The 17,590-nt window shown below is 66.4% G+C and carries 21 protein-coding genes and 1 tRNA gene; 8 read left to right on the top strand and 14 right to left on the bottom strand.

Features of this window, described 5'->3' with window-relative positions:
• Positions 1-32 precede the first annotated feature (32 nt).
• The 9 genes from BMX17_RS08405 to BMX17_RS08365 are packed head-to-tail and all read right to left on the bottom strand — an operon-like array spanning position 33 to position 8,136.
• Positions 33-1,781, bottom strand: a complete 1,749-nt coding sequence (locus tag BMX17_RS08405) for a Na(+)/H(+) antiporter subunit D (RefSeq protein WP_092659037.1) — start codon at positions 1,779-1,781, stop codon at positions 33-35.
• On the bottom strand, positions 1,781-3,574 hold the full coding sequence (locus BMX17_RS08400) for a cation:proton antiporter (RefSeq protein WP_092659036.1): 1,794 nt from the start codon (positions 3,572-3,574) through the stop codon (positions 1,781-1,783). Before BMX17_RS08400 ends, BMX17_RS08405 begins: the two co-directional genes overlap by 1 nt.
• On the bottom strand, positions 3,571-5,091 hold the full coding sequence (locus BMX17_RS08395) for a monovalent cation/H+ antiporter subunit D family protein (RefSeq protein WP_092659035.1): 1,521 nt from the start codon (positions 5,089-5,091) through the stop codon (positions 3,571-3,573). The genes BMX17_RS08400 and BMX17_RS08395 overlap by 4 nt, the downstream gene beginning before the upstream one ends.
• Complete coding sequence (locus BMX17_RS08390; RefSeq protein ID WP_092659034.1) at positions 5,084-5,470, bottom strand: cation:proton antiporter subunit C; 387 nt, start codon at positions 5,468-5,470, stop codon at positions 5,084-5,086. Before BMX17_RS08390 ends, BMX17_RS08395 begins: the two co-directional genes overlap by 8 nt.
• The gene (locus BMX17_RS08385; RefSeq protein ID WP_092659033.1) at positions 5,467-5,988 is read right to left on the bottom strand and encodes an MnhB domain-containing protein; all 522 of its coding nucleotides are present in this window, start codon (positions 5,986-5,988) and stop codon (positions 5,467-5,469) included. Before BMX17_RS08385 ends, BMX17_RS08390 begins: the two co-directional genes overlap by 4 nt.
• Positions 5,985-6,521, bottom strand: a complete 537-nt coding sequence (locus BMX17_RS08380; RefSeq protein WP_092659032.1) for a DUF4040 domain-containing protein — start codon at positions 6,519-6,521, stop codon at positions 5,985-5,987. Before BMX17_RS08380 ends, BMX17_RS08385 begins: the two co-directional genes overlap by 4 nt.
• Complete coding sequence (gene mnhG / locus BMX17_RS08375) at positions 6,518-6,841, bottom strand: monovalent cation/H(+) antiporter subunit G (RefSeq protein ID WP_092659031.1); 324 nt, start codon at positions 6,839-6,841, stop codon at positions 6,518-6,520. The genes BMX17_RS08380 and mnhG overlap by 4 nt, the downstream gene beginning before the upstream one ends.
• The gene (locus BMX17_RS08370) at positions 6,842-7,117 is read right to left on the bottom strand and encodes a monovalent cation/H+ antiporter complex subunit F (protein WP_092659030.1); all 276 of its coding nucleotides are present in this window, start codon (positions 7,115-7,117) and stop codon (positions 6,842-6,844) included.
• Positions 7,114-8,136, bottom strand: a complete 1,023-nt coding sequence (locus BMX17_RS08365; RefSeq protein WP_244514962.1) for a monovalent cation/H+ antiporter subunit E — start codon at positions 8,134-8,136, stop codon at positions 7,114-7,116. The genes BMX17_RS08370 and BMX17_RS08365 overlap by 4 nt, the downstream gene beginning before the upstream one ends.
• Positions 8,137-8,615: 479 nt before the next feature.
• Between BMX17_RS08365 and BMX17_RS08360 the strand changes: the two genes are divergently transcribed.
• The 8 genes from BMX17_RS08360 to BMX17_RS08325 all read left to right on the top strand — a co-directional run bounded on the left by BMX17_RS08360 (position 8,616) and on the right by BMX17_RS08325 (position 14,649).
• Positions 8,616-9,146: a type IV pilin domain-containing protein gene (locus tag BMX17_RS08360; protein ID WP_092659028.1), complete on the top strand. Its 531-nt coding sequence runs from the start codon at positions 8,616-8,618 to the stop codon at positions 9,144-9,146.
• 147 nt (positions 9,147-9,293) lie between these two features.
• Positions 9,294-9,833 carry a type IV pilin domain-containing protein gene (locus tag BMX17_RS08355; RefSeq protein WP_092659027.1) on the top strand — a complete coding sequence of 180 codons (540 nt, stop codon included), beginning with the start codon at positions 9,294-9,296 and terminating at the stop codon, positions 9,831-9,833.
• 134 nt (positions 9,834-9,967) lie between these two features.
• The gene (locus BMX17_RS08350; RefSeq protein ID WP_092659026.1) at positions 9,968-10,504 is read left to right on the top strand and encodes a type IV pilin domain-containing protein; all 537 of its coding nucleotides are present in this window, start codon (positions 9,968-9,970) and stop codon (positions 10,502-10,504) included.
• A 149-nt stretch (positions 10,505-10,653) separates the two neighbouring features.
• Entirely contained in the window at positions 10,654-11,157 is a 504-nt protein-coding gene (locus BMX17_RS08345; protein ID WP_092659025.1) for a type IV pilin domain-containing protein, read from the top strand.
• Between the two features lie 100 nt (positions 11,158-11,257).
• Positions 11,258-11,740 carry a hypothetical protein gene (locus BMX17_RS08340; RefSeq protein WP_092659024.1) on the top strand — a complete coding sequence of 161 codons (483 nt, stop codon included), beginning with the start codon at positions 11,258-11,260 and terminating at the stop codon, positions 11,738-11,740.
• Positions 11,737-13,608 carry a hypothetical protein gene (locus BMX17_RS08335; RefSeq protein ID WP_092659023.1) on the top strand — a complete coding sequence of 624 codons (1,872 nt, stop codon included), beginning with the start codon at positions 11,737-11,739 and terminating at the stop codon, positions 13,606-13,608. Before BMX17_RS08340 ends, BMX17_RS08335 begins: the two co-directional genes overlap by 4 nt.
• Before the next feature lie 38 nt (positions 13,609-13,646).
• Positions 13,647-14,216, top strand: coding sequence for a hypoxanthine/guanine phosphoribosyltransferase (hpt, locus tag BMX17_RS08330; protein ID WP_092659022.1), 570 nt, complete (start codon positions 13,647-13,649; stop codon positions 14,214-14,216).
• 4 nt (positions 14,217-14,220) lie between these two features.
• Positions 14,221-14,649, top strand: coding sequence for a DUF7979 domain-containing protein (locus tag BMX17_RS08325; RefSeq protein ID WP_092659021.1), 429 nt, complete (start codon positions 14,221-14,223; stop codon positions 14,647-14,649).
• A 57-nt stretch (positions 14,650-14,706) separates the two neighbouring features.
• On the opposite strand, the gene BMX17_RS08320 is transcribed toward BMX17_RS08325, so the two are convergent.
• From BMX17_RS08320 to BMX17_RS08300, 5 genes are all read right to left on the bottom strand, one after another.
• Positions 14,707-15,531 carry an endonuclease/exonuclease/phosphatase family protein gene (locus BMX17_RS08320; RefSeq protein WP_244514961.1) on the bottom strand — a complete coding sequence of 275 codons (825 nt, stop codon included), beginning with the start codon at positions 15,529-15,531 and terminating at the stop codon, positions 14,707-14,709.
• Positions 15,528-15,812: a hypothetical protein gene (locus BMX17_RS08315; protein WP_092659020.1), complete on the bottom strand. Its 285-nt coding sequence runs from the start codon at positions 15,810-15,812 to the stop codon at positions 15,528-15,530. The genes BMX17_RS08320 and BMX17_RS08315 overlap by 4 nt, the downstream gene beginning before the upstream one ends.
• A 388-nt stretch (positions 15,813-16,200) precedes the next feature.
• Positions 16,201-16,275: transfer RNA gene (locus BMX17_RS08310), tRNA-Met, on the bottom strand.
• Between the two features lie 69 nt (positions 16,276-16,344).
• Positions 16,345-16,803, bottom strand: a complete 459-nt coding sequence (locus BMX17_RS08305) for a GtrA family protein (RefSeq protein WP_092659019.1) — start codon at positions 16,801-16,803, stop codon at positions 16,345-16,347.
• Positions 16,800-17,564, bottom strand: a complete 765-nt coding sequence (locus BMX17_RS08300; protein WP_092659018.1) for a glycosyltransferase — start codon at positions 17,562-17,564, stop codon at positions 16,800-16,802. The genes BMX17_RS08305 and BMX17_RS08300 overlap by 4 nt, the downstream gene beginning before the upstream one ends.
• Between the last annotated feature and the right edge of the window lie 26 nt (positions 17,565-17,590).

Genomic DNA, 17,590 nt, shown 5'->3' with positions numbered 1-17,590 from the left:
GACAGGTTCGGTGGATCCCTTCGGGCACAACCTCACAGCACCACGATAGCCACGGCCAGCGCAACCACCACCAGCAAGACACCGAAGCCGATGGTGTCCTGCCGAGTGAGTCGGTCGACGGTCGCATCGTCGATCATCGTTCGGGGGTCACGGACGAGACGGATCGTCGTCCGAGTGGCCCGGACCACGGTGCGGTCGACCGCGGCGTACAGTTCGGTGACGCTGACGACGAGGCCGCGGGTGCCGTACAGCGTCCCGGGGTTGTAGAGCCGGTCGATATCGGGAATCTTCGCCACCCGCGAGAGCGGGGTCTTCAGCAGGACGAACCCGATCACGCCGGCGGCCGCCAGCGCGACGCCTTCGAGGACGTGCTTGAACGTGAAGACGGTGTACTCCAGTTCGGCCGCGCCCGGCAGGATCTCGTAGAGCGCGGGCGGGTAGACGCCGAACAGGACACACAGCGCGGCGACGGCGACCATCGGGACGGCCTGCCCGAGGCTGGCGTCCCGGACCGTCCCCTCGTACTCGCCGTGGAGGAAGGCGTAGTAGCCGAGTTTGATGAACGAGAGGAAGGTCCCGACCCCGCCGGCCAGGAGCAGGTACCACAGCAGGTTGTAGTGTTCCTCGTGGGCCGCGACGATCACCATCCCCTTCGAGACGAAGCCGTTGAAGCCGGGGAAGCCGGCGATGGAGAACGCGGCGACGAAGAACGTGATCGCGGTGATGGGCATCTGCCGGCCGAGGCCACCGAGTTTCTTCAGGCTCTCCTCACCCGTTCGGTAGATGACGACGCCGACGGTCATGAACAGCAGGCTCTTGTAGAGGATGTGGTTGAACACGTGGCCGAACGCGCCGGCGGTCGCCAGGTGGCCGGCGATGCCGACGCCCGCGACCATGTACCCGACCTGAGACTGGATGTGATAGGAGAGCAGGCGACGCATATCGTTCTGAAGCAGTGCCATACAGGCGCCGAAGACGGCCATCGCGCCCCCCATGTACGCGATGGCGAGTTCACCCTCCGGGAACGCCCGGTACATCCCGTAGACGCCGGTCTTGGTGGTGAACACGCAGAGGAAGACGGACGCGGCGACGTGGGGCCGCGGGTAGGTGTCCGGGAGCCACGCGTGCAGGCCGACGAAGCCGACGTTGACGCCGATGCCCAGCGCCGCGAGCACGGGCGCGACGGCACCGGCCATCCCGGGTGCGTGCTCGACGCCCGGGAGCGACCCGAACAGGAAGGTCCCGACGGCGGCGTACTGCCAGACGATCGCGGCCAGGAGGAGCGTCCCGCCGATGCCGTGCAGCAGGGCGTAGCGGAACGCGGCACGAACGGCCTGCCCGCCGTAGTGCCAGACGAGCAGGGTCGAGGTGACGGCCATCAGCTCCCAGAAGAAGATCAGGGTGAGCCAGTCGCCGGCGAACACCGCGCCGAGGCTGGTCCCGACGTACGAGAGGGCGAAAGCCGTCTGGACGGTGTCGGCGTCGCTGGCCCACGAATAGGCGACCGCGACCGCACCGATGAACCCGAAGATCAGACCCATCAGCCGCGAGAAGGCGTCCACGTGGAGGATGACGGTCTCGAACCCGAACAGGTCGATCCCCGCGAGGTAGACGCCCTCGGGCAGCAGCCAGACGTAGGGCACGACGGCGGCCGTCGCGAGGATACCGAGCGCGTGGGCCGCGCGCCGGCCGAGATACTTCCCGACCAGACCCAACAGCAGGGTCACGAGCAGGACGGGGACGAACGGCGGAATCGCCGGGAGCGCGGTCGCGTCGACCATCAGACGACCACCCCCGTCACGTTCTCGACGATCAGGCGGACGATCTCGAGGAACACGGCGGTGTCGGGGACGATCCCGAGCACGACCGAACCGAGTGCGGCGAAACAGATCGGTCCGAGCATGAGCCACGTGGACTCCTCACCGATCCAGCGCCGGTGTTCCCAGTCGAGGCGCTCGTCGGGGCCGTGTTCGTGGTGGAGCTGTTCGGCCGCGTCGATCTTGTCCTCGATGCCCTGTCCCTCGTGGCTCTCGGCGAAGCCGTGGTCGGTATCGGCCTCGTCGTCACTCGGGTCGCCGCCATCCGTGTGGCGGTCGTCCCGCCCACCGTCGGTCACCAGCCCCTCGGCGGTCCCGGGGTCGGTCCCGGCGAACCGGCCGCCGAGCGGCCCCTCGACCAGCGGCTTGGGATCGCTCTCGGTCGGTTTCTCGAAGAAAGCGGTGTAGACCACCGGCCAGAAGTACGCGATGTTGAGTACTCCCGAGATCAGCAACGCGGCGGCGAAGATCACGTTGCCGGCCGAGACCGTCCCGATCAGCAGGAAGTACTTGCTGACGAAGCCCGCCACGAGCGGGATGCCGGCCATTCCGGCCGCGGCGACGGCGAACGCACCCATTGTGACGGGCATCCGATGCCCGATCCCGGCCATGTTGGAGATGTCGTCGGTGTGGGTCTCGACGTGGAGCGCGCCCGCACAGAAGAAGAGAGTGAGCTTCATGAACGCGTGGGCGGGGATGTGCAGGAGGCCACCGACCAGCGCGTAGGCCGAGGCTCGCCCTGGTGCGGCAGCCGCTCCGACCGCCAGTCCGAGGACGATGTAGGACAGCTGGCTCACCGTCGAGAACGCGAGCCGGCGCTTGAGGTTGTCCTGGCGGAGCGCGATGATGCTCGCCACCACGAGGGTGAACGCGGCGACGGCGGCGAGGATCGTGCCCATTCCCAGTTCGCCCACGAGGCCCGGGCCGTAGATGTCCAGCACGACGCGGGCGATGCCGAAGACGCCGGACTTGACGACCGCGACTGCGTGGAGCAGGCCCGAAACCGGCGTCGGCGCGACCATGGCGTCCGGGAGCCACGAGTGCAGGGGCATCAGCGCGGCCTTGACGCCGAACCCGCCCGCGAGCAGGGCGAACGCGACCCGGGCGATCATCGGGTCGGCGGTGGCGAGGGCCGCGATGCCGCCGGGGGTGAAGGCAGTCGTGCCAGCGGCCGTGCCCCCGGCTGTGAGCCAGAAGACAAGCACCGCGCCGGCGAAGACGGCGACCCCGCCGCCGAATGTGTAGGTCAGGTACTTCCGGCCGGCGGCGCGGGCCTCCTCGGTCTCGTCGTGGGCGACCAGCGGATAGGTCGCCACGGTCAGCAGTTCGTAGAACACGAAGATGACGAACAGGTTCCCGGCGAACGCGACGCCGATCGCCGAGGCGACGCTGGCGGCGAAGGCCGCGAAGTAGCGCGTCTGGTCGTGTTCGTCCAGCCCGCGCATATAGCCCATCGAGTAGAAGCTCGTGATCACCCACAGCAGGCTGGCCAGCAGGCCAAAGAGGATGCCGAGCGCGTCGGCCCGGAGCGTGAACTGCACGCCGGGCAGGAAGGCACCCAGCTGGGTGGCGTAGACGCTCCCGGAGAGGACGCCGGGGACCATGCTGGCGACGATGCCGAACGCGCCCAGTGCGGCCAGCACCGTCCAGGACTCCCGGAGGTTTGGCCGTCGACCCGACAGCAGGATCGGAACGATGGCGATTGCGGGCACCAGTACCGCCGCGAGCGGTCGGAGTGAAGGCGTAATCTCGGTCATGGCAGGAGCAGATCGATGGTCGGCTGCAGGTATTCGGCGAACGGAACGACGGCAGCACCGAGCGCCACCGCGAGAACGGCGGCCACGACGACCACTACGTACATCCCGACGGAGGGCCGGCCGCCGTCGGCGACCACCGCGTCCGGCCGGGTGTCGGCGGTACCTTCACCCTCGGCGAGGTCGCCGGTCGCGGCCGGCTCGCGGAAGTACATCCGCTCGACGAGTCGGGCGAAGTACGCCAGCGTCAGCAGCGTCGAGAGGAGGATGACCGCGGCCAGCGGCCACAGCTGGGCCTGCACGGCCCCGACGGCGATGTACCACTTCCCGACGAACCCGACCGCCGGCGGGACGCCGACCATCGCGAACGCGAGCACCGCGAACGCGCCGGCCGCGTAGGGCATCCGCTCGCTCAGTCCCTCGTACTCGTGGACCTCGCGGGCCCCCGTAGCGGTCGCGATCAATCCTGCCGCGAGGAACAGACCGCCCTTCATGATCGCGTGCCCCACGAGGTGGACGGTCGCGCCGATCAGCGCGGTCTGGTTCAGTACTGCGAGGCCAGCCAGCACCAGGCCGAACTGCGAGACCGACGAATAGGCGAGCATCCGTTTGATCTCGGACTGTGAGACCGCGAGCGCGCTACCGGCGACGATGCTGACGACGGCCCCGACGATCAACAGCGTCTGTGCGGCGTCGACCGCGGCGAAGAAGTCGGGGGTGAACACGGTCAGCGAGATGCGGATCAGCGCGTAGGCGAACGTCGTCGAGACCAGCGCGGAGATGAACCCGCTGACGCTGTCGGGCGAGCCCGCGTAGGCCTCGGGCTGCCAGGTGTGCAGCGGGAACACCGCCGTCTTGATGAACAGGCCGATGGCGATGAACGCGAAGGCGGTCTGGACCAGCGTGGACTGATAGCCGAGACCGTCGGCCACCGTCGGGAGCGCGGCCGACAGGTCGGCCATGTTCAGCGTCCCGGTCCCGATGTAGGCGTAGCCCACGCCCAGCAGGTACAGCGACGCGCCGACGGTCCCGACGATGAGGTACTTCAGCGCGGCGACCGCCGATCGACCCGTGTCACCGCTTGCGACCAGCGCGTAGGCCGTGAGCCCGGAGATCTCGATGAAGACGTACATGTTGAACACGTCGCCGGTGATCACGACGCCGGTCAGGCCGCCGACGAGCAACAGGTACGTCGCGTAGAACGGGTTTCCGCGCGGGCCCGCCGTGCGTGCGAATGCGAGGACACCAAGCGAGACGGCCGCGATGAGGACGACGACCGAGGCCGACAACCCGTCGATCACGAGTTCGATGCCGTAGAAGGCCTCGTACCCGCCGACGACGTAGCTGGTCGGCCCGGCCGTGAACACCTGATAGGCCACGTAGCCAGCGAGGCCGAGTTGGCCGAGGCCGGCCATCGCTGCGATCGGCCACCCGGTCTCCGAACGAACGAGGCCGGCGAACAGGACGACGACTGACGCTACCAGCGGCAGGGCAACGAGGAACGGCGGCAGGTCAGTCATCGGAACGCACCTCCTGGAGCACGTCGGCTTCGAGCGTACCGTACTCGTTGTAGATGCGGACGATGAGCCCGAGCGCGACGGCCGTGAGGCTCACCCCGACGACGATGGCGGTCAGGATGAGGACGTGTGGCAGTGGGCTGACGAACGGGCCAGTTGCTTTCGGGCCGACGATGGGGTTCTGTGCGCCGTCGACGTAGGCCGAGGCGATGAAAAACAGGAAGATACCGGTCTGGAAGATGTTCATGCCGATCACTTTCTTGACGAGGTTCGGGCTGGCGATCATCACGTACGCGCCGATCCCCAGCAGGAGGAAGGTCCCGGCGTAGTACGACCGGGTGGCGAGCAGGTCGACCGGGCCGGCGGCGAGGGCGTCGATCATAGCAATCCCTCCCGTTCGTCGGCCTCACGGTCGGCGCTCCCCTCGCCGCTGGCACCAGCCGCCAGCCCGAAGAACAGGCCGGTGACGATGCCGGAGACGATGACGCCGATGCCGAGTTCGAACAGTTCGATCCCGTACTTCGTGAAGTGGTAGATCGGGACGACGTCGTACTGGAGGAAGCCGCCGCCGAGCGCGACGGTCACGATACCCATCAACAGCACGACGGAGACACCGATTCCGACGATGGCCACGAGTCGCTCGGGCGTGACCCAGTCCCGGGTCGACTCGACGCCGAAGGCGACGGCCAGCATCAGGATGACCGTGCTGACGATGACGCCACCCTGGAACCCGCCGCCCGCCGAGTCGGCCCCGTGGAACATGATGAACAGTCCGAACGTGAACACGAACGGCGCGACCACTCTGACGGTGGCCATGATGATCGGGCTCTCGACGTACAGCGAGCGGTTCTCTCCCGCTTCGACGGCCCCGTCGCCGTCCTCGGAGTCGTCGACGCTCATGCGAACACCTCCCGGCCGAGGACGACCAGCAGGCCGACGCCAGCGGCGAAGACCACGACGGCCTCGCCCATGGTGTCGAACCCACGGTAGGCCGCCAGCACCGCCGTCACGGCGTTTTTGACGTGGGTCTGCTCGTAGGCATTCTCGAGGTAGTAATCGGTCACCTGCGACTGTGCGACGGGCGTCTCCGCCGACCCGACCGGCGGGAGCGCCCCGAGCGTCGACGCGAGGACGCCGACGATCAGGACGGCGACGAGTAGTCCCTTCGGATCGACCGACTCGAAGATGGCGTCGCCCGGCGGCCTGACGGTCTTGGCGATAGTGAGCAGGAAGAGGACGGTCGTCACGCCCGCGCCGACGGCCGCCTCCGTCAGCCCCACGTCGGGGGCCTGCAGGAGCACCCAGATCATCGCGATGCCGAGGCTGTAGGCCGCGAAGGCGATGATCGCGGCCAGTACGTCACGCAGGACGGCGGTCGCCAGCGCGCAGGCGATCACCAGCCCGAGCAAGGCCAGCGAGACCACGTCGATCATCCGTCGTCACCCCCGTCTTCGGTCGTCCAGGGCTCGATCCCCTGATCGGCCGCCGCCCGCGAGATCGCGTGTGCGGCCGTCGGATTGGTGATGAACAGGAACACGAGCAGGAGGACGGTCTTGACCGTCGGCAGCCCGGAGCCGAAGACGACGGCGGCGGCGGCCAGCGACAGGCCGGAGCCGAGCGTGTCGGCCTTCGAGGCCGCGTGCGCCCGCGTGTAGAGATCCGGCATCCGGAGCAATCCGACGGCGGCGACGATGCCGAAGAAGACACCGCCGGCCAGCAGGGCGAGGACGGCCGCCTCGTAGAGGCTGACCATCTACATCACACCTCCGCGCTCGACGGTGAACTTCGAGATGGCGATGCTCATCAGGAAGTTCAGCAGGGCGTACACCAAGGCGATGTCGAGGACGCCGGGGGAGTCCAGCGCCGCGGCGAACAGCGCGATGATGACGACCGTGTTCGTCCCGACGACGTTGACCGCGATCACCCGATCCTGCATCGTCGGGCCGCGGACGATTCGGTAGACGATGACGACCGACAGGACGATGAACGCGGCCGCGGCCGCCAGCAGGGCGTCGGCGATCAGCGTCACGAGTCTTCACCTCCGTCGTCGCCGCGCTCGCGGGGCCCCGGTCCGCGGGCGGCCGCCCGCCCGTAGAAGACGAACCGGACCGCGCGTTCGAGGCCGCCGTCCAGCAGGTCGTCACGCGCGCCCTCGGTGAGCGTGTGGACGACGAAGTGCTGGCGAGTCACGTCGACCGTGAGCGTCCCCGGCGTGAGCGTGATGCTGTTTGCCAGCGTCGTCACCGGCAACTCCGACCAGACGGCGGCGTCGAACTCCACCACTTCGGGATCGATCGGCAGTGACGGGTGGAGGACGACGTAGGCGATGGCGAGGTTCGCCACGACGATCTCGTAGAGGAGATAGGGTGTGTAGACGAGCATACGCGCGATGCGGGCCAGGAGCCGGCCGGGCCGGACCGGCCCGGTCAGCGAGATGCGCCACAGGACCGTAGCGACGATGCCGGCGCTGATCGCGCCGGTCACGAGATCGAAGGCGGCCAGCGACCCGCCGATGAGCAGATAGAAACCGTACGAGAGGCCGGCGAGCAAGACGAACTGGCCGAGGCTGGCACGCCTGACGAGGCGTTCGCGGCGTGTGCCGCGCTCGACGGGAGCCGTCTCGACGCTGAACCCAGCACCGTCGAGTTCGGCCTCGAGTGGCGGTAACAGCGGCGTGTTCTGGCCAGGATTGAACTCGGGGTCGAGGAGGACCGACCCGATCCCGTTGTCCTCGGCGTACCCGGCCAGCAACTCGACGTAATCACCAGGGCTGAACAGATAAGCGTCGACGCCGATCAGCGCGGTCTCGACGGTGAGGTCGGGGTCGTCCTCGCCCAGATCCTCGCCGGCCCAGACTTCGACCCGGTCGAGGAGTTCGCGGGCGCTCTCGACGTACTCCTCGCCCGCGATGCGGCGCGAGGCGGGAGAGACGAAGTGGACCGCGTCGTAGCGGTTCTCGCCCTCGACGGCGTTTCGGACGGCGTACGCCACCGTATTCCGGAGCGTCGAGGACTCACTGACGGGGACGAGCAGTCGCTCGCCCGTCACGGTCGGCCCCCCGCAGTCGCGGGCCGCCGGACCGCCGACCGGCCTGGCTCGGCCGCTGGATAGTTGACAGCAGTCACTGTTGTCGTGATGCTCATGGAAGGTCCGAATCAAAGCCATTGTGTTTTCAGCCGACCGACCCACGGCCGACCCGCGCCCGAATCGACCCCGACGGCCCGACGACCGACCGGCGAGCGACAGGGTTTTCAGATCTGTGATACGTTATGGCGAGCCACAGCGTGGCTCGCGTCGGCCGAGGAGGGCACCGGAGCAAACCGGGGGACGGGAAGGCTGTGTTTCAGCAAGTAGAACGCCGCGAGGGGGTGTAAACGGACGTTAAAACAGTACGAGCCTTTATGTAACGCCACCGCCTTGTCAAACTGTAAGCACGCTCGCTCCCCACGGGAGCCCGTCCGTCCGGGCGATTCGAGTCCGGTCGGGACGACCCGAACGGCGCGCGTGCCCCCATACCCACCCCACCCATGCAACTGAAACAGTTACTCTCAGACGACGACGCCGTGAGCCCCGTCATCGGGGTCATCCTGATGGTCGCGATTACGGTCATCCTGGCCGCAGTAATCGCAACCTTCGTGCTCGGTCTCGGTGAACAGGTGAGCTCTACTGCACCGCAGGCGAGTTTCAACTTCCAGTTCGATGAGACAGACAGTAATAGCGCTGGTATTCTGACGATGACCCACGATGGCGGAGACTCCGTGAAGTCCACGCAGTTGTACGTTCGTGGACAGAACGGCTCGAACGGGGCAGCCGATCACGGCTACAATTCCAACTGGAATACGTTCCTCACTGGGTCGACCAACAACAATGCAGACAGTAGTGGTACCAATGCAATCGACGGGACTGCAAGTGGTTCGATCGGTAGTACGAGCGCAGTCACGGGCGGTGACTATCTAACGTTCCCGATCGGAACGGACGGCCAGATCCGGCTCATCTACGAGTCCCAGCAGGGCGACTCCTCCGCGACGATCGCTACGTGGGAAGGCCCCGACGCGTAACTGACCCGTTATTTTCGCGTTTTTAATCCACAATTACAGGCCGCTGTCTGGCGATTGTCCCGACCTTTTTCTCACCGCAGCCGGACATTAATGGCCGCTTATGTCGAGTCAAAATAGATAAGTAATGGTCAGAGTAACAGGTCTCCCATGCAGGTACGCCAACTGCTGCAAGAGGACGACGCAGTCAGTCCGGTCATCGGGGTCATCCTGATGGTCGCGATCACGGTCATCCTGGCTGCGGTCATCGCATCGTTCGTGCTGGGACTCGGTGGCAGCCAGCAACAGACACCGCAGGCATCCTTCAGCTGGGAATACAACAACGACTCGAACTCCGACGTGACAGAGGGGATCGTCGAGGTGAGTCACGACGGCGGAGACTCGATCAAACACAACGAACTGGTCTTCCGCGGGAACGGCTTTACTGATCCGTTCGACCAGGATCCGGATACGCCGGACGGAGTGGATGCATCTGACCAGCCAAGTACAGAGTATCCACAGCTCGTGGATTCGGGTCAGAACTGGGACGCAAAGAACGCCTCGGGCAATATCGGAGACACTTCGGCAGTAGTCGGTGGCAATACGATCACCATCGGAGCCGAGAGCGACTTTGAGTTCACCCTCGTCTGGGAGCCCCAGGAAGGCGACACCTCCGCCACCCTCTCCGAGAAAACCGGCCCCGACGCGTAATTCACCCTGTTTTCCCCGCTTTAAGACGGCGTTAACGCATACCTTCAACCACTCGTTTCTTCCTCCACCAGAGACCGATTTGGTCGCTGAGTTGACCCGAATGTATAAGACAAGCACCAAATAACAGGTGTGGTATGCAGGTGCGAGAACTGCTACGAGACGACGATGCAGTGAGTCCGGTCATCGGGGTCATCCTGATGGTCGCGATTACAGTCATCCTGGCCGCCGTGATTGCCTCGTTCGTCCTGGGGCTAGGCGGGAGCCAGCAACAGACGCCGCAGGCCTCGTTTAGCTGGGAATACAGCAACGTCACCGGAACGGACGTTGGAGAAGGGATTGCCGAGGTGAGTCACGACGGCGGGGACTCAATCAAGCACAACGAACTGTACTTCCGTGGCACTGGGTATGTGAACCCGGCGGATGGCGGTGGCGACCAGCCGAATGGGGTAGCGGCGATCTCGAACGGCACTGAGTACCCGCAAATTAGCGGCTCCGGCAAACAGTGGAACGGCGCGAACGCTTCGGGCAGCGTCGGAGACACGTCCGCAGTCGTCGGCGGAGACACCATCACCATTGGTGCCGCGAGCGACTTCGAGTTCTCGCTGGTCTGGGAACCCCAGGAAGGCGACACCTCCGCCACCCTCTCCGAGAAGACCGGCCCCGACGCGTAACGGCGCATTAATTCCTTCTTTCGGTGCAACGGCCGATTAAGCCCTCATTTCTCGACACGACTTATTTTCATTATTTTGGCGATGGAACCGCTCACTCGGCCGTTGAGCCGACCCGAACGTATAAGTTAGGGAGTAAGTAACAGACTCCCATGCAGGTGCGCCAACTGCTAGAAGAGGACGACGCAGTCAGTCCGGTCATCGGGGTCATCCTGATGGTCGCGATCACGGTCATTCTGGCTGCGGTCATCGCATCGTTCGTGCTGGGACTCGGTGGCAGCCAGCAACAGACACCGCAGGCATCCTTCAGCTGGGACTATACCCAATATAACGATACTGCAACTGGTGACCAACCAGAAGGTCTCGTGGAAGTGAGCCACGACGGCGGTGACTCGATCAAGCATAACGAACTGGTGTTCCGAGGCACGGGCTTCCGTAACGCCGGAGACACCGATTCCAACATTAGCTCCGGCAATGCCGGTGAGAACTGGCCCGCAACGGCAGCCAGCGGATCGATCGGCGACACCTCCGCGGTCGTCGGCGGTGACGTGGTCGGGATCGGCGCGACGAGCGACTTCGAGTTCACGCTCGTCTGGGAGCCCCAGGAAGGCGATACGTCGGCCACCCTCTCCGAGAAGACCGGCCCCGACGCGTAACCGAGCACACTTTTCGTTTTCTTCACACCGGCCAGCGACAGCCATCGACGAGTCACACGCGCGGCAGGTTTATGGGGCCGTTACACCAGTCACAGCATAGATGGATTTCGCCTCGTCCGTGCCCTCCGTCGCGGCGGCGCTGATTCTCGTCGGGATGCTCGCGTCCGGTCCGCTGGCGCTGGCCGACCGCCCGGCCGAGCAAGCCAACGAGATCGGGACCGGGTCGGTCACGATCAGCGAGGTTCGACTGCCCGCGACGGCGACGCTCCGGCAGGGCCAGTTCGGCGAGGACAGTTTCTACGTCCAGGTACCCGCGGCGACGGTGCTGTTCGACGGGATCGAAGGCCGGCCAATTTTGACCTACAAACTGGAGATTTCGGCGCTGGGGTACACCCGGGAGTCGGCGTTCTTCCTCGGGCCCGACACCGGCGACCGGATGCAACTCTCCCTGGAGCGTGACGAACTCCCGCCGGGCGACGTACAGAACGACTCGTACGCGGGCACGTTGCGCGTGGTCGACCGGACCGGCGAGGAGTCACGGGTCGTGGCCGAGCGCAACATCACGGTGGAGGTGCGGCGATGAGTACGCTCGACTCGGGGCTCGGGACGCGACTCGCCGCGCGGACCGCGGCCGTCCGGACGGGCGTCTGGCGAGTGCTGTTCGGGGACCGGCGCGGCCTCGCGCTCTTTCTGTGTGGCCTCTGCTTTTTCGGCCTCTACTGGCGGATGGGGATCTACATCACCGACGGGAGCGCGATCGCGAACACGCTCGTCAACGTCGCCGAGGGACGGGTCGTCCTGACCGAGGTGCCCTACGGGAGCGGCCTGGAGGCTCCGGGCACCTACGTCGGGACCGACGGGCCGGTCGGCCGCAACTACGGGATCGTCGTCCTCGCGGTGCCGGTCCTCTACGCCCTGCAGGGGCTCGGCGCGGTGCTGGACCTGAGCGTCGTGTTGATCGGCGTCTGGTCACTGGCGCTCGTGGGGGCGGCGACGACCGTCGGCCGGCTGGTCGACCGTGAGTGGGTGGTCGTCGGCGGGAGCGTGCTAGCGGTGGGAGCCTTCCTCGCGAACGTCGCATTTGCGACGCCGGTCGCCCCGTCGCTGTATCCCGTCCTCGCGCTCCAGATCGTGGGGATGGTCGCCGCTGCGCTCTCGGGCGTGTTCTGTTACCGGCTGGTGGCGTGTCTCCACGGCCAGCGGATCGGCGTCGCCGCCGGGGCGGCCGTGCTGGTGGCCACGCCGATCGCCTTCTGGGCGGCGCTGTTGAAGCGCCACTCGTTCACCGTGCTGTGCATCGCGGCGGCGCTGTACGTGCTGGCCCGCAGTCGCACTGCGGCGGATGCCGACGACGTGCGCCGGTTCCGCGCGTTGGCGTACGTGCCGGTGGCACTGCTGGCCTGGATCCACGCCGCCGAGGCACTGCTCCTGTTCGTACCCCTCGTCGTCGTCGACTTCGCGACGGCCACCCGGAACGACCGGCGGACGATCGCGGTGATCGCGGGCACCTTCGCGCTCGCGCTCGTCCCGTTTTTCGTCACGAACCTGCTGGTCGCGGGGAGTCCGATCCAGCCCCCGCGGATGCTCCCGTCCTACGGGGCGGCGGAGGGGCTCGATTTGAGCGGCGGTGGCGGTGGCGGTGGCGGCGGACTCCTGACTGCGATCCCGCTCGTCGGCGGACTGGTTCGGATCGTGACGCGATTCGTCTCGTTGCTCGCCGAGGGTGCCGTCGTCGCACTCACCGAACCGGGCCGGTGGTTCCGCACGTTCCTCCGGGGTGGCTACATCCCCGCAGTCGCTTCGGAGGACGGGTTCCAGGCGATCCGACTGACAGTCCTCGAATCCGCGCCGATCCTCGCCGGGATCGCCGCGGCCCCCGTCGCGGCTGGCCTGTGGGTCCGCCGCCGGAGTCAGGCCGAACTCGGATCACACCTCCGCTCGCCGGCCGGCGTCGTCGACACCGTCGCACTCGCGTCGGGGGTGCTGTTCGTCTGCCTCTTCCTCCCTCGGCTCCCGCTCCACGCACAGGTGACCGTCCGGTATCTCCACCCACTCTTCCTGCTCGGCGTGTACGGCCTCGCCAGACTGCCAGCCGTCCGATCCGCCGTGACGCACCACTGGCGGACGACCGGACTGGCCTACGGTGGGACTGTGTTCATCGGCGGCCAGCTCGTCGTCATCGCGCTGACGGCGATCGAGCCTGGACTCGGTGAAGCCGTGCAGTTCCACGCCCTCCTCGCGCTGGCGACCGCGGTCGTCCTCGCGGTCTGGGCCGTCGCGCGAACCCTCTCCGGGACCGTCCCCGAGCGCGCGGGCGCGGTCCTGCTGGGTGTCACGGCGGCGGTCGGCACGATCTTCGTCCTGCTGTCGGGGATCGAGTACTTCGCGTACGCGGGGGAGTTCGCGCTCCCGGTCGTCAGGTGGCTCTCGGCGGCGCTGCCGCTCGCGTGACGAGGGCCTTTTACTCGTCGGGGGCAAACTCGCGCGACATGGATCGACTGCAGGAGTCACTTCGCGAGGCCCCGATCGTCGAGAAGGACGGCTATCACTACTTCGTCCACCCGATCAGTGACGGCGTCCCGATGCTCAAACCCGAACTGCTCCGGGAGATCGTCATCAAGATCATCCGCAAGGCCGAACTCGAAGACGTCGACAAGATCGTCACGCCCGCCGCGATGGGCATCCACATCTCCACCGCTGTCTCTCTGATGACCGACATCCCGCTGGTGGTCGTCCGCAAGCGCCAGTACGGTCTCGACGGCGAGGTCGCGCTCTCGCAGGTCACCGGCTACTCCGAGAGCGAGATGTACGTCAACGACGTGTACGAGGGCGACCGCGTGCTCCTACTCGACGACGTCCTCTCGACCGGCGGCACCCTCAGCGCGCTCACCGGCGCGCTCGAAGACATCGGCGCGGACGTGGTCGACGCAGTCGCCGTGATCAAGAAGGTCGGCGGCGAGAACAAGATCGAGGACTCGGAGTACCAGGTCAAGACGCTCATCAACGTCGACGTGGTCGACGGCGAAGTGATCGTCGTCGACCAGTACGGCGACGGCTGACGGGATGCGACTCGTCCTGGCCTTTGCTGCCCTGTTCGTCCTCGGACTCGCGGGCACCGGCTACGTGATCGTGACTGCCCCCGAGCAGGCGGCCGGCACTCAGACGCTGGAACTCACGCGCACCGACGCGCCCGATAACGCCACAGTCAGGGACTTCGAGAACCTCTCGGACAGCGATCGCCGACTCGTCAGTAGCGCCGTCGAAGCGAACGGCTCCACCCGGATCGAGCCCGGTCAGCGCCCGAACCCGAGTTACGTCCACTACGATGGCTCGGTCTACCGCCTCCGGGTCGTCGTCGGCGACCCCGAGGCAGGGGCCGCCATCGCCCACCTCGTCGCCGTCGGCGTGGGCGGCCTCTCGGCCGTCGTCGGCGCGCTCGGACTGGTCGGCCTCCTGTTCCAGGCGTGGCAGCGCGACCGGCGACGTGCCTGACGCGCGACGAGCCCGGTTCTCGCGACTGACCGGGCACCACGAGCAGGACCCGCACCGTCAATCGTCGGACAACAGCAGATCCGCGAGCACCGGCAGGTGATCCGAGGGGTAGCGCCCGTCGTCGTACGTGTCCGAGCAGATCCCGTGCTGGATAGCCGTCGTATCCGGATCGACCAGCACGTAGTCGATCTTCTTCTCCGGGACGAGATTGCTGAACGTGGTCATGCTCGTCGTCGGCCCGTGGTTCGACATTCTCGCGGCCGTCGCGGCATCACACAGTCGCGGGCTCTCGGCCGCCGATACCTCCGTGAGTCGCCTGTAGGGTCCCGATCCCGGTCGGCAGTTGAGATCCCCCGTCACGACGACCGGCTCGTCGGCCGCGATGTCCCCGATCCGTCGCCGGAGGAGGGTCGCGCTCTCCGCCCTCGCGGTCGCCCCGCGATGATCGAAGTGCGTGTTGAAGTGATAGAGCGTCCCGTCGGTCGCCGCGTCGCCGAGACGGGCGTACCGCACGAGACGGGTCAGCGCCGCGTCCCAGCCCCGACTCGGCGTCTCCGGCGTCTCCGAGAGCCAGAACGACCCCTCGTCTTCCAGCGTGAACCGCTCGCGCCGGAACCCCAGCGCCGGATGGTCGCCGTACTCCTCGTCCCCCGCTCGCCCGGCTTCGAGCCACTCGAACGCCGGCAGTGCCGACCGGATGTCCGCCACCTGCGAGTGGAACGCCTCCTGCAGGCCGACGACGTCCGGCCGGTGGAACCTGATCGTCGTCGTCACCGGCCCCCGGCGACGCTCCCAGGCGTGTGGACCGCCAGGCGGCGACGGATGCCGGACGTTGTACGTCATGGCCCGGACCGAAACCGGCCGATCGTCGAGTTCGGTCACGAGTACAGTTGCTCCGCAATCGCCGACTCGTGTCGGCCGACGACCTCGCGGACGCGATCGAGGTCATCGGCCGTCAGGTTCGGGTTCCCTCCCTCTCCGACCCGTACCATCGACAGGCGACTCGTCACGTAGTCACAGACCCAGAACCGGCCACTGTCCGTGAGCTGGGATCGGTTCCGAACCAGTTCCACCCCTGGGTCGCCCTCGCGCAGACACTGTGCCATGCTCGTCGAGAGGTTCTCCAGTATCGCTTCGAGGTACGCCTCCTCGTACTGTTCCATAGTCGACTCACTACCACACTTGGACGGGTAGCGATTGTGCCACCCTCAGCCGAGCGACAGAATAGAGCGGGCAGTGGGTTTGTACGCCCACGTCGGTCACTTCACTCTCTCGTGGTCTACTTCAAATCGACACAGCTGATTGTCGCGACTCACGGATTTGTTCGCGTCGAGAAGTAGCGGGAGGTAGATTTGAACTACGCGAAACGCTCGCTACGCTCGCGTTTCTCTCGTTCAAACTACTACGGCCTATGTTCGTCGCTCACGGATTGTGAGCGACAGAATATAGCGGGAGGTAGATTTGAACCACGGTCGTTTCGCTTCGCTCCACTCCCTGGTTCAAATCGACGCAGCATGATTTACTGCTCACGTATTGTTCGCAGTAAAATCATAGCGGGAGGTAGATTTGAACTACCGATCTGCGGGTTATGAGCCCGCCGGAATCTCCTGGCTATCCCATCCCGCTACATCTTCGTAAACCCGACCGCCAATTAAGGGTTGTGATTCCGAAGCCGTCCGTCAATTTCTCCCGTGGTTACTCCGCGTGAACACGCCACGTGAACAGACTCTCGAACGCGTAGTTGACGAACATCGCGATCCCGACCGCGATCCACTTCGAGAACAGATACCACACGTCGTTCCCGAACAGCGTCACCGAGACCCCGACGAAGGTCACCAGCCCGTAGAAGATACCGTACTGCACCGACGATCCGACCGACCGCACGGCGTGGGACTTCACCAGCCGCCGGAGCAGTTTCCCCGGCTCGCCCACGTCCGCGAACGTCCAGCGTTCGTTGACCGCGAACATCACCAGAATGGCCGCCTCGATACTCAACAGACCGGCCAGCCACGGCTCGACGCCGACCAGTTCCGTCAGCGCAACGAGCGTGATCGTGTCCGCGATCAGGCCCACGACGCCGACAGAGACGAACTGCCCGAACCGGACGCCGGACAAAAGCGAGTCTAGTTTTCTGGGGAGTTCCCGATCGCTCATCGTTTGTCGATCAACGCCTCCTCGTCCGCCCGGCGGTCCGCGATCGCGGTGTGCAGGCGGCTGTCCCGGACCCGCTCGACGCGGTGCCGGGCGGTGAACAGCGCCGTGGCCATCCTGATCGAGGTCCGGATCGGCTCGACGGTCGAGCCGGGCTGGTCCTCCCAGGTGATCGGGACCTCCTCGATCCGCAGGTCGAACGCCGCCGCCATGGCGACGAGTTCGATGTCCCAGGCGAACCCGGCCTCGTAGAGGTGTTCGCGGATTCGCTCCCACCCTTCGCGCGTGATCGCCTTCGCGCCACACTGGTAGTCGTGGAGCTTCGCGTCGAGTAACCGGCGAGCGAGCCAGACGAAGCCCTCGCCGAGCCACCGGCGCGCGGTCGTCTGGTGGTCCGATACTGTGGCCTCGGGATGGCGACGGGACCCCACAGAGAGGTCCGCCTCGCCCGTGCGGACCGGCTCGACGACGGCGGCGGCCGAGTCCGGCGTCGTGCTCCCGTCGGCGTCGAAGAAGGCCAGCACGTCGGTCGAGAGCGCCTCGAAGCCGGCGGTGACAGCCGCACCTTTCCCTCGCCGGTAGGGGACGACGCCGAGCGAGACCGGAAGGGACCGCAACTGTTCGACGATCCGGTCGTCGGCGGCGTCGAGTTCGATGCGGATGGCTGCCGGGTCGAGTCGCCGGTCGATGGCCTCGACGTAGGCCGACAGCCGCTCCACATCCGGGCGGTAAGCGGGGACGACGATACCCAGAGACCGACTCATCGTCCCCAGAATTCCGCGGGGTGAGT

It is taken from the genome of Halorientalis persicus (assembly GCF_900110215.1).
Taxonomy (GTDB): domain Archaea; phylum Halobacteriota; class Halobacteria; order Halobacteriales; family Haloarculaceae; genus Halorientalis; species Halorientalis persica.
Note: the sequence above shows the minus strand (reverse complement) of the source record. Positions and strands in the feature narration are given on the sequence as shown.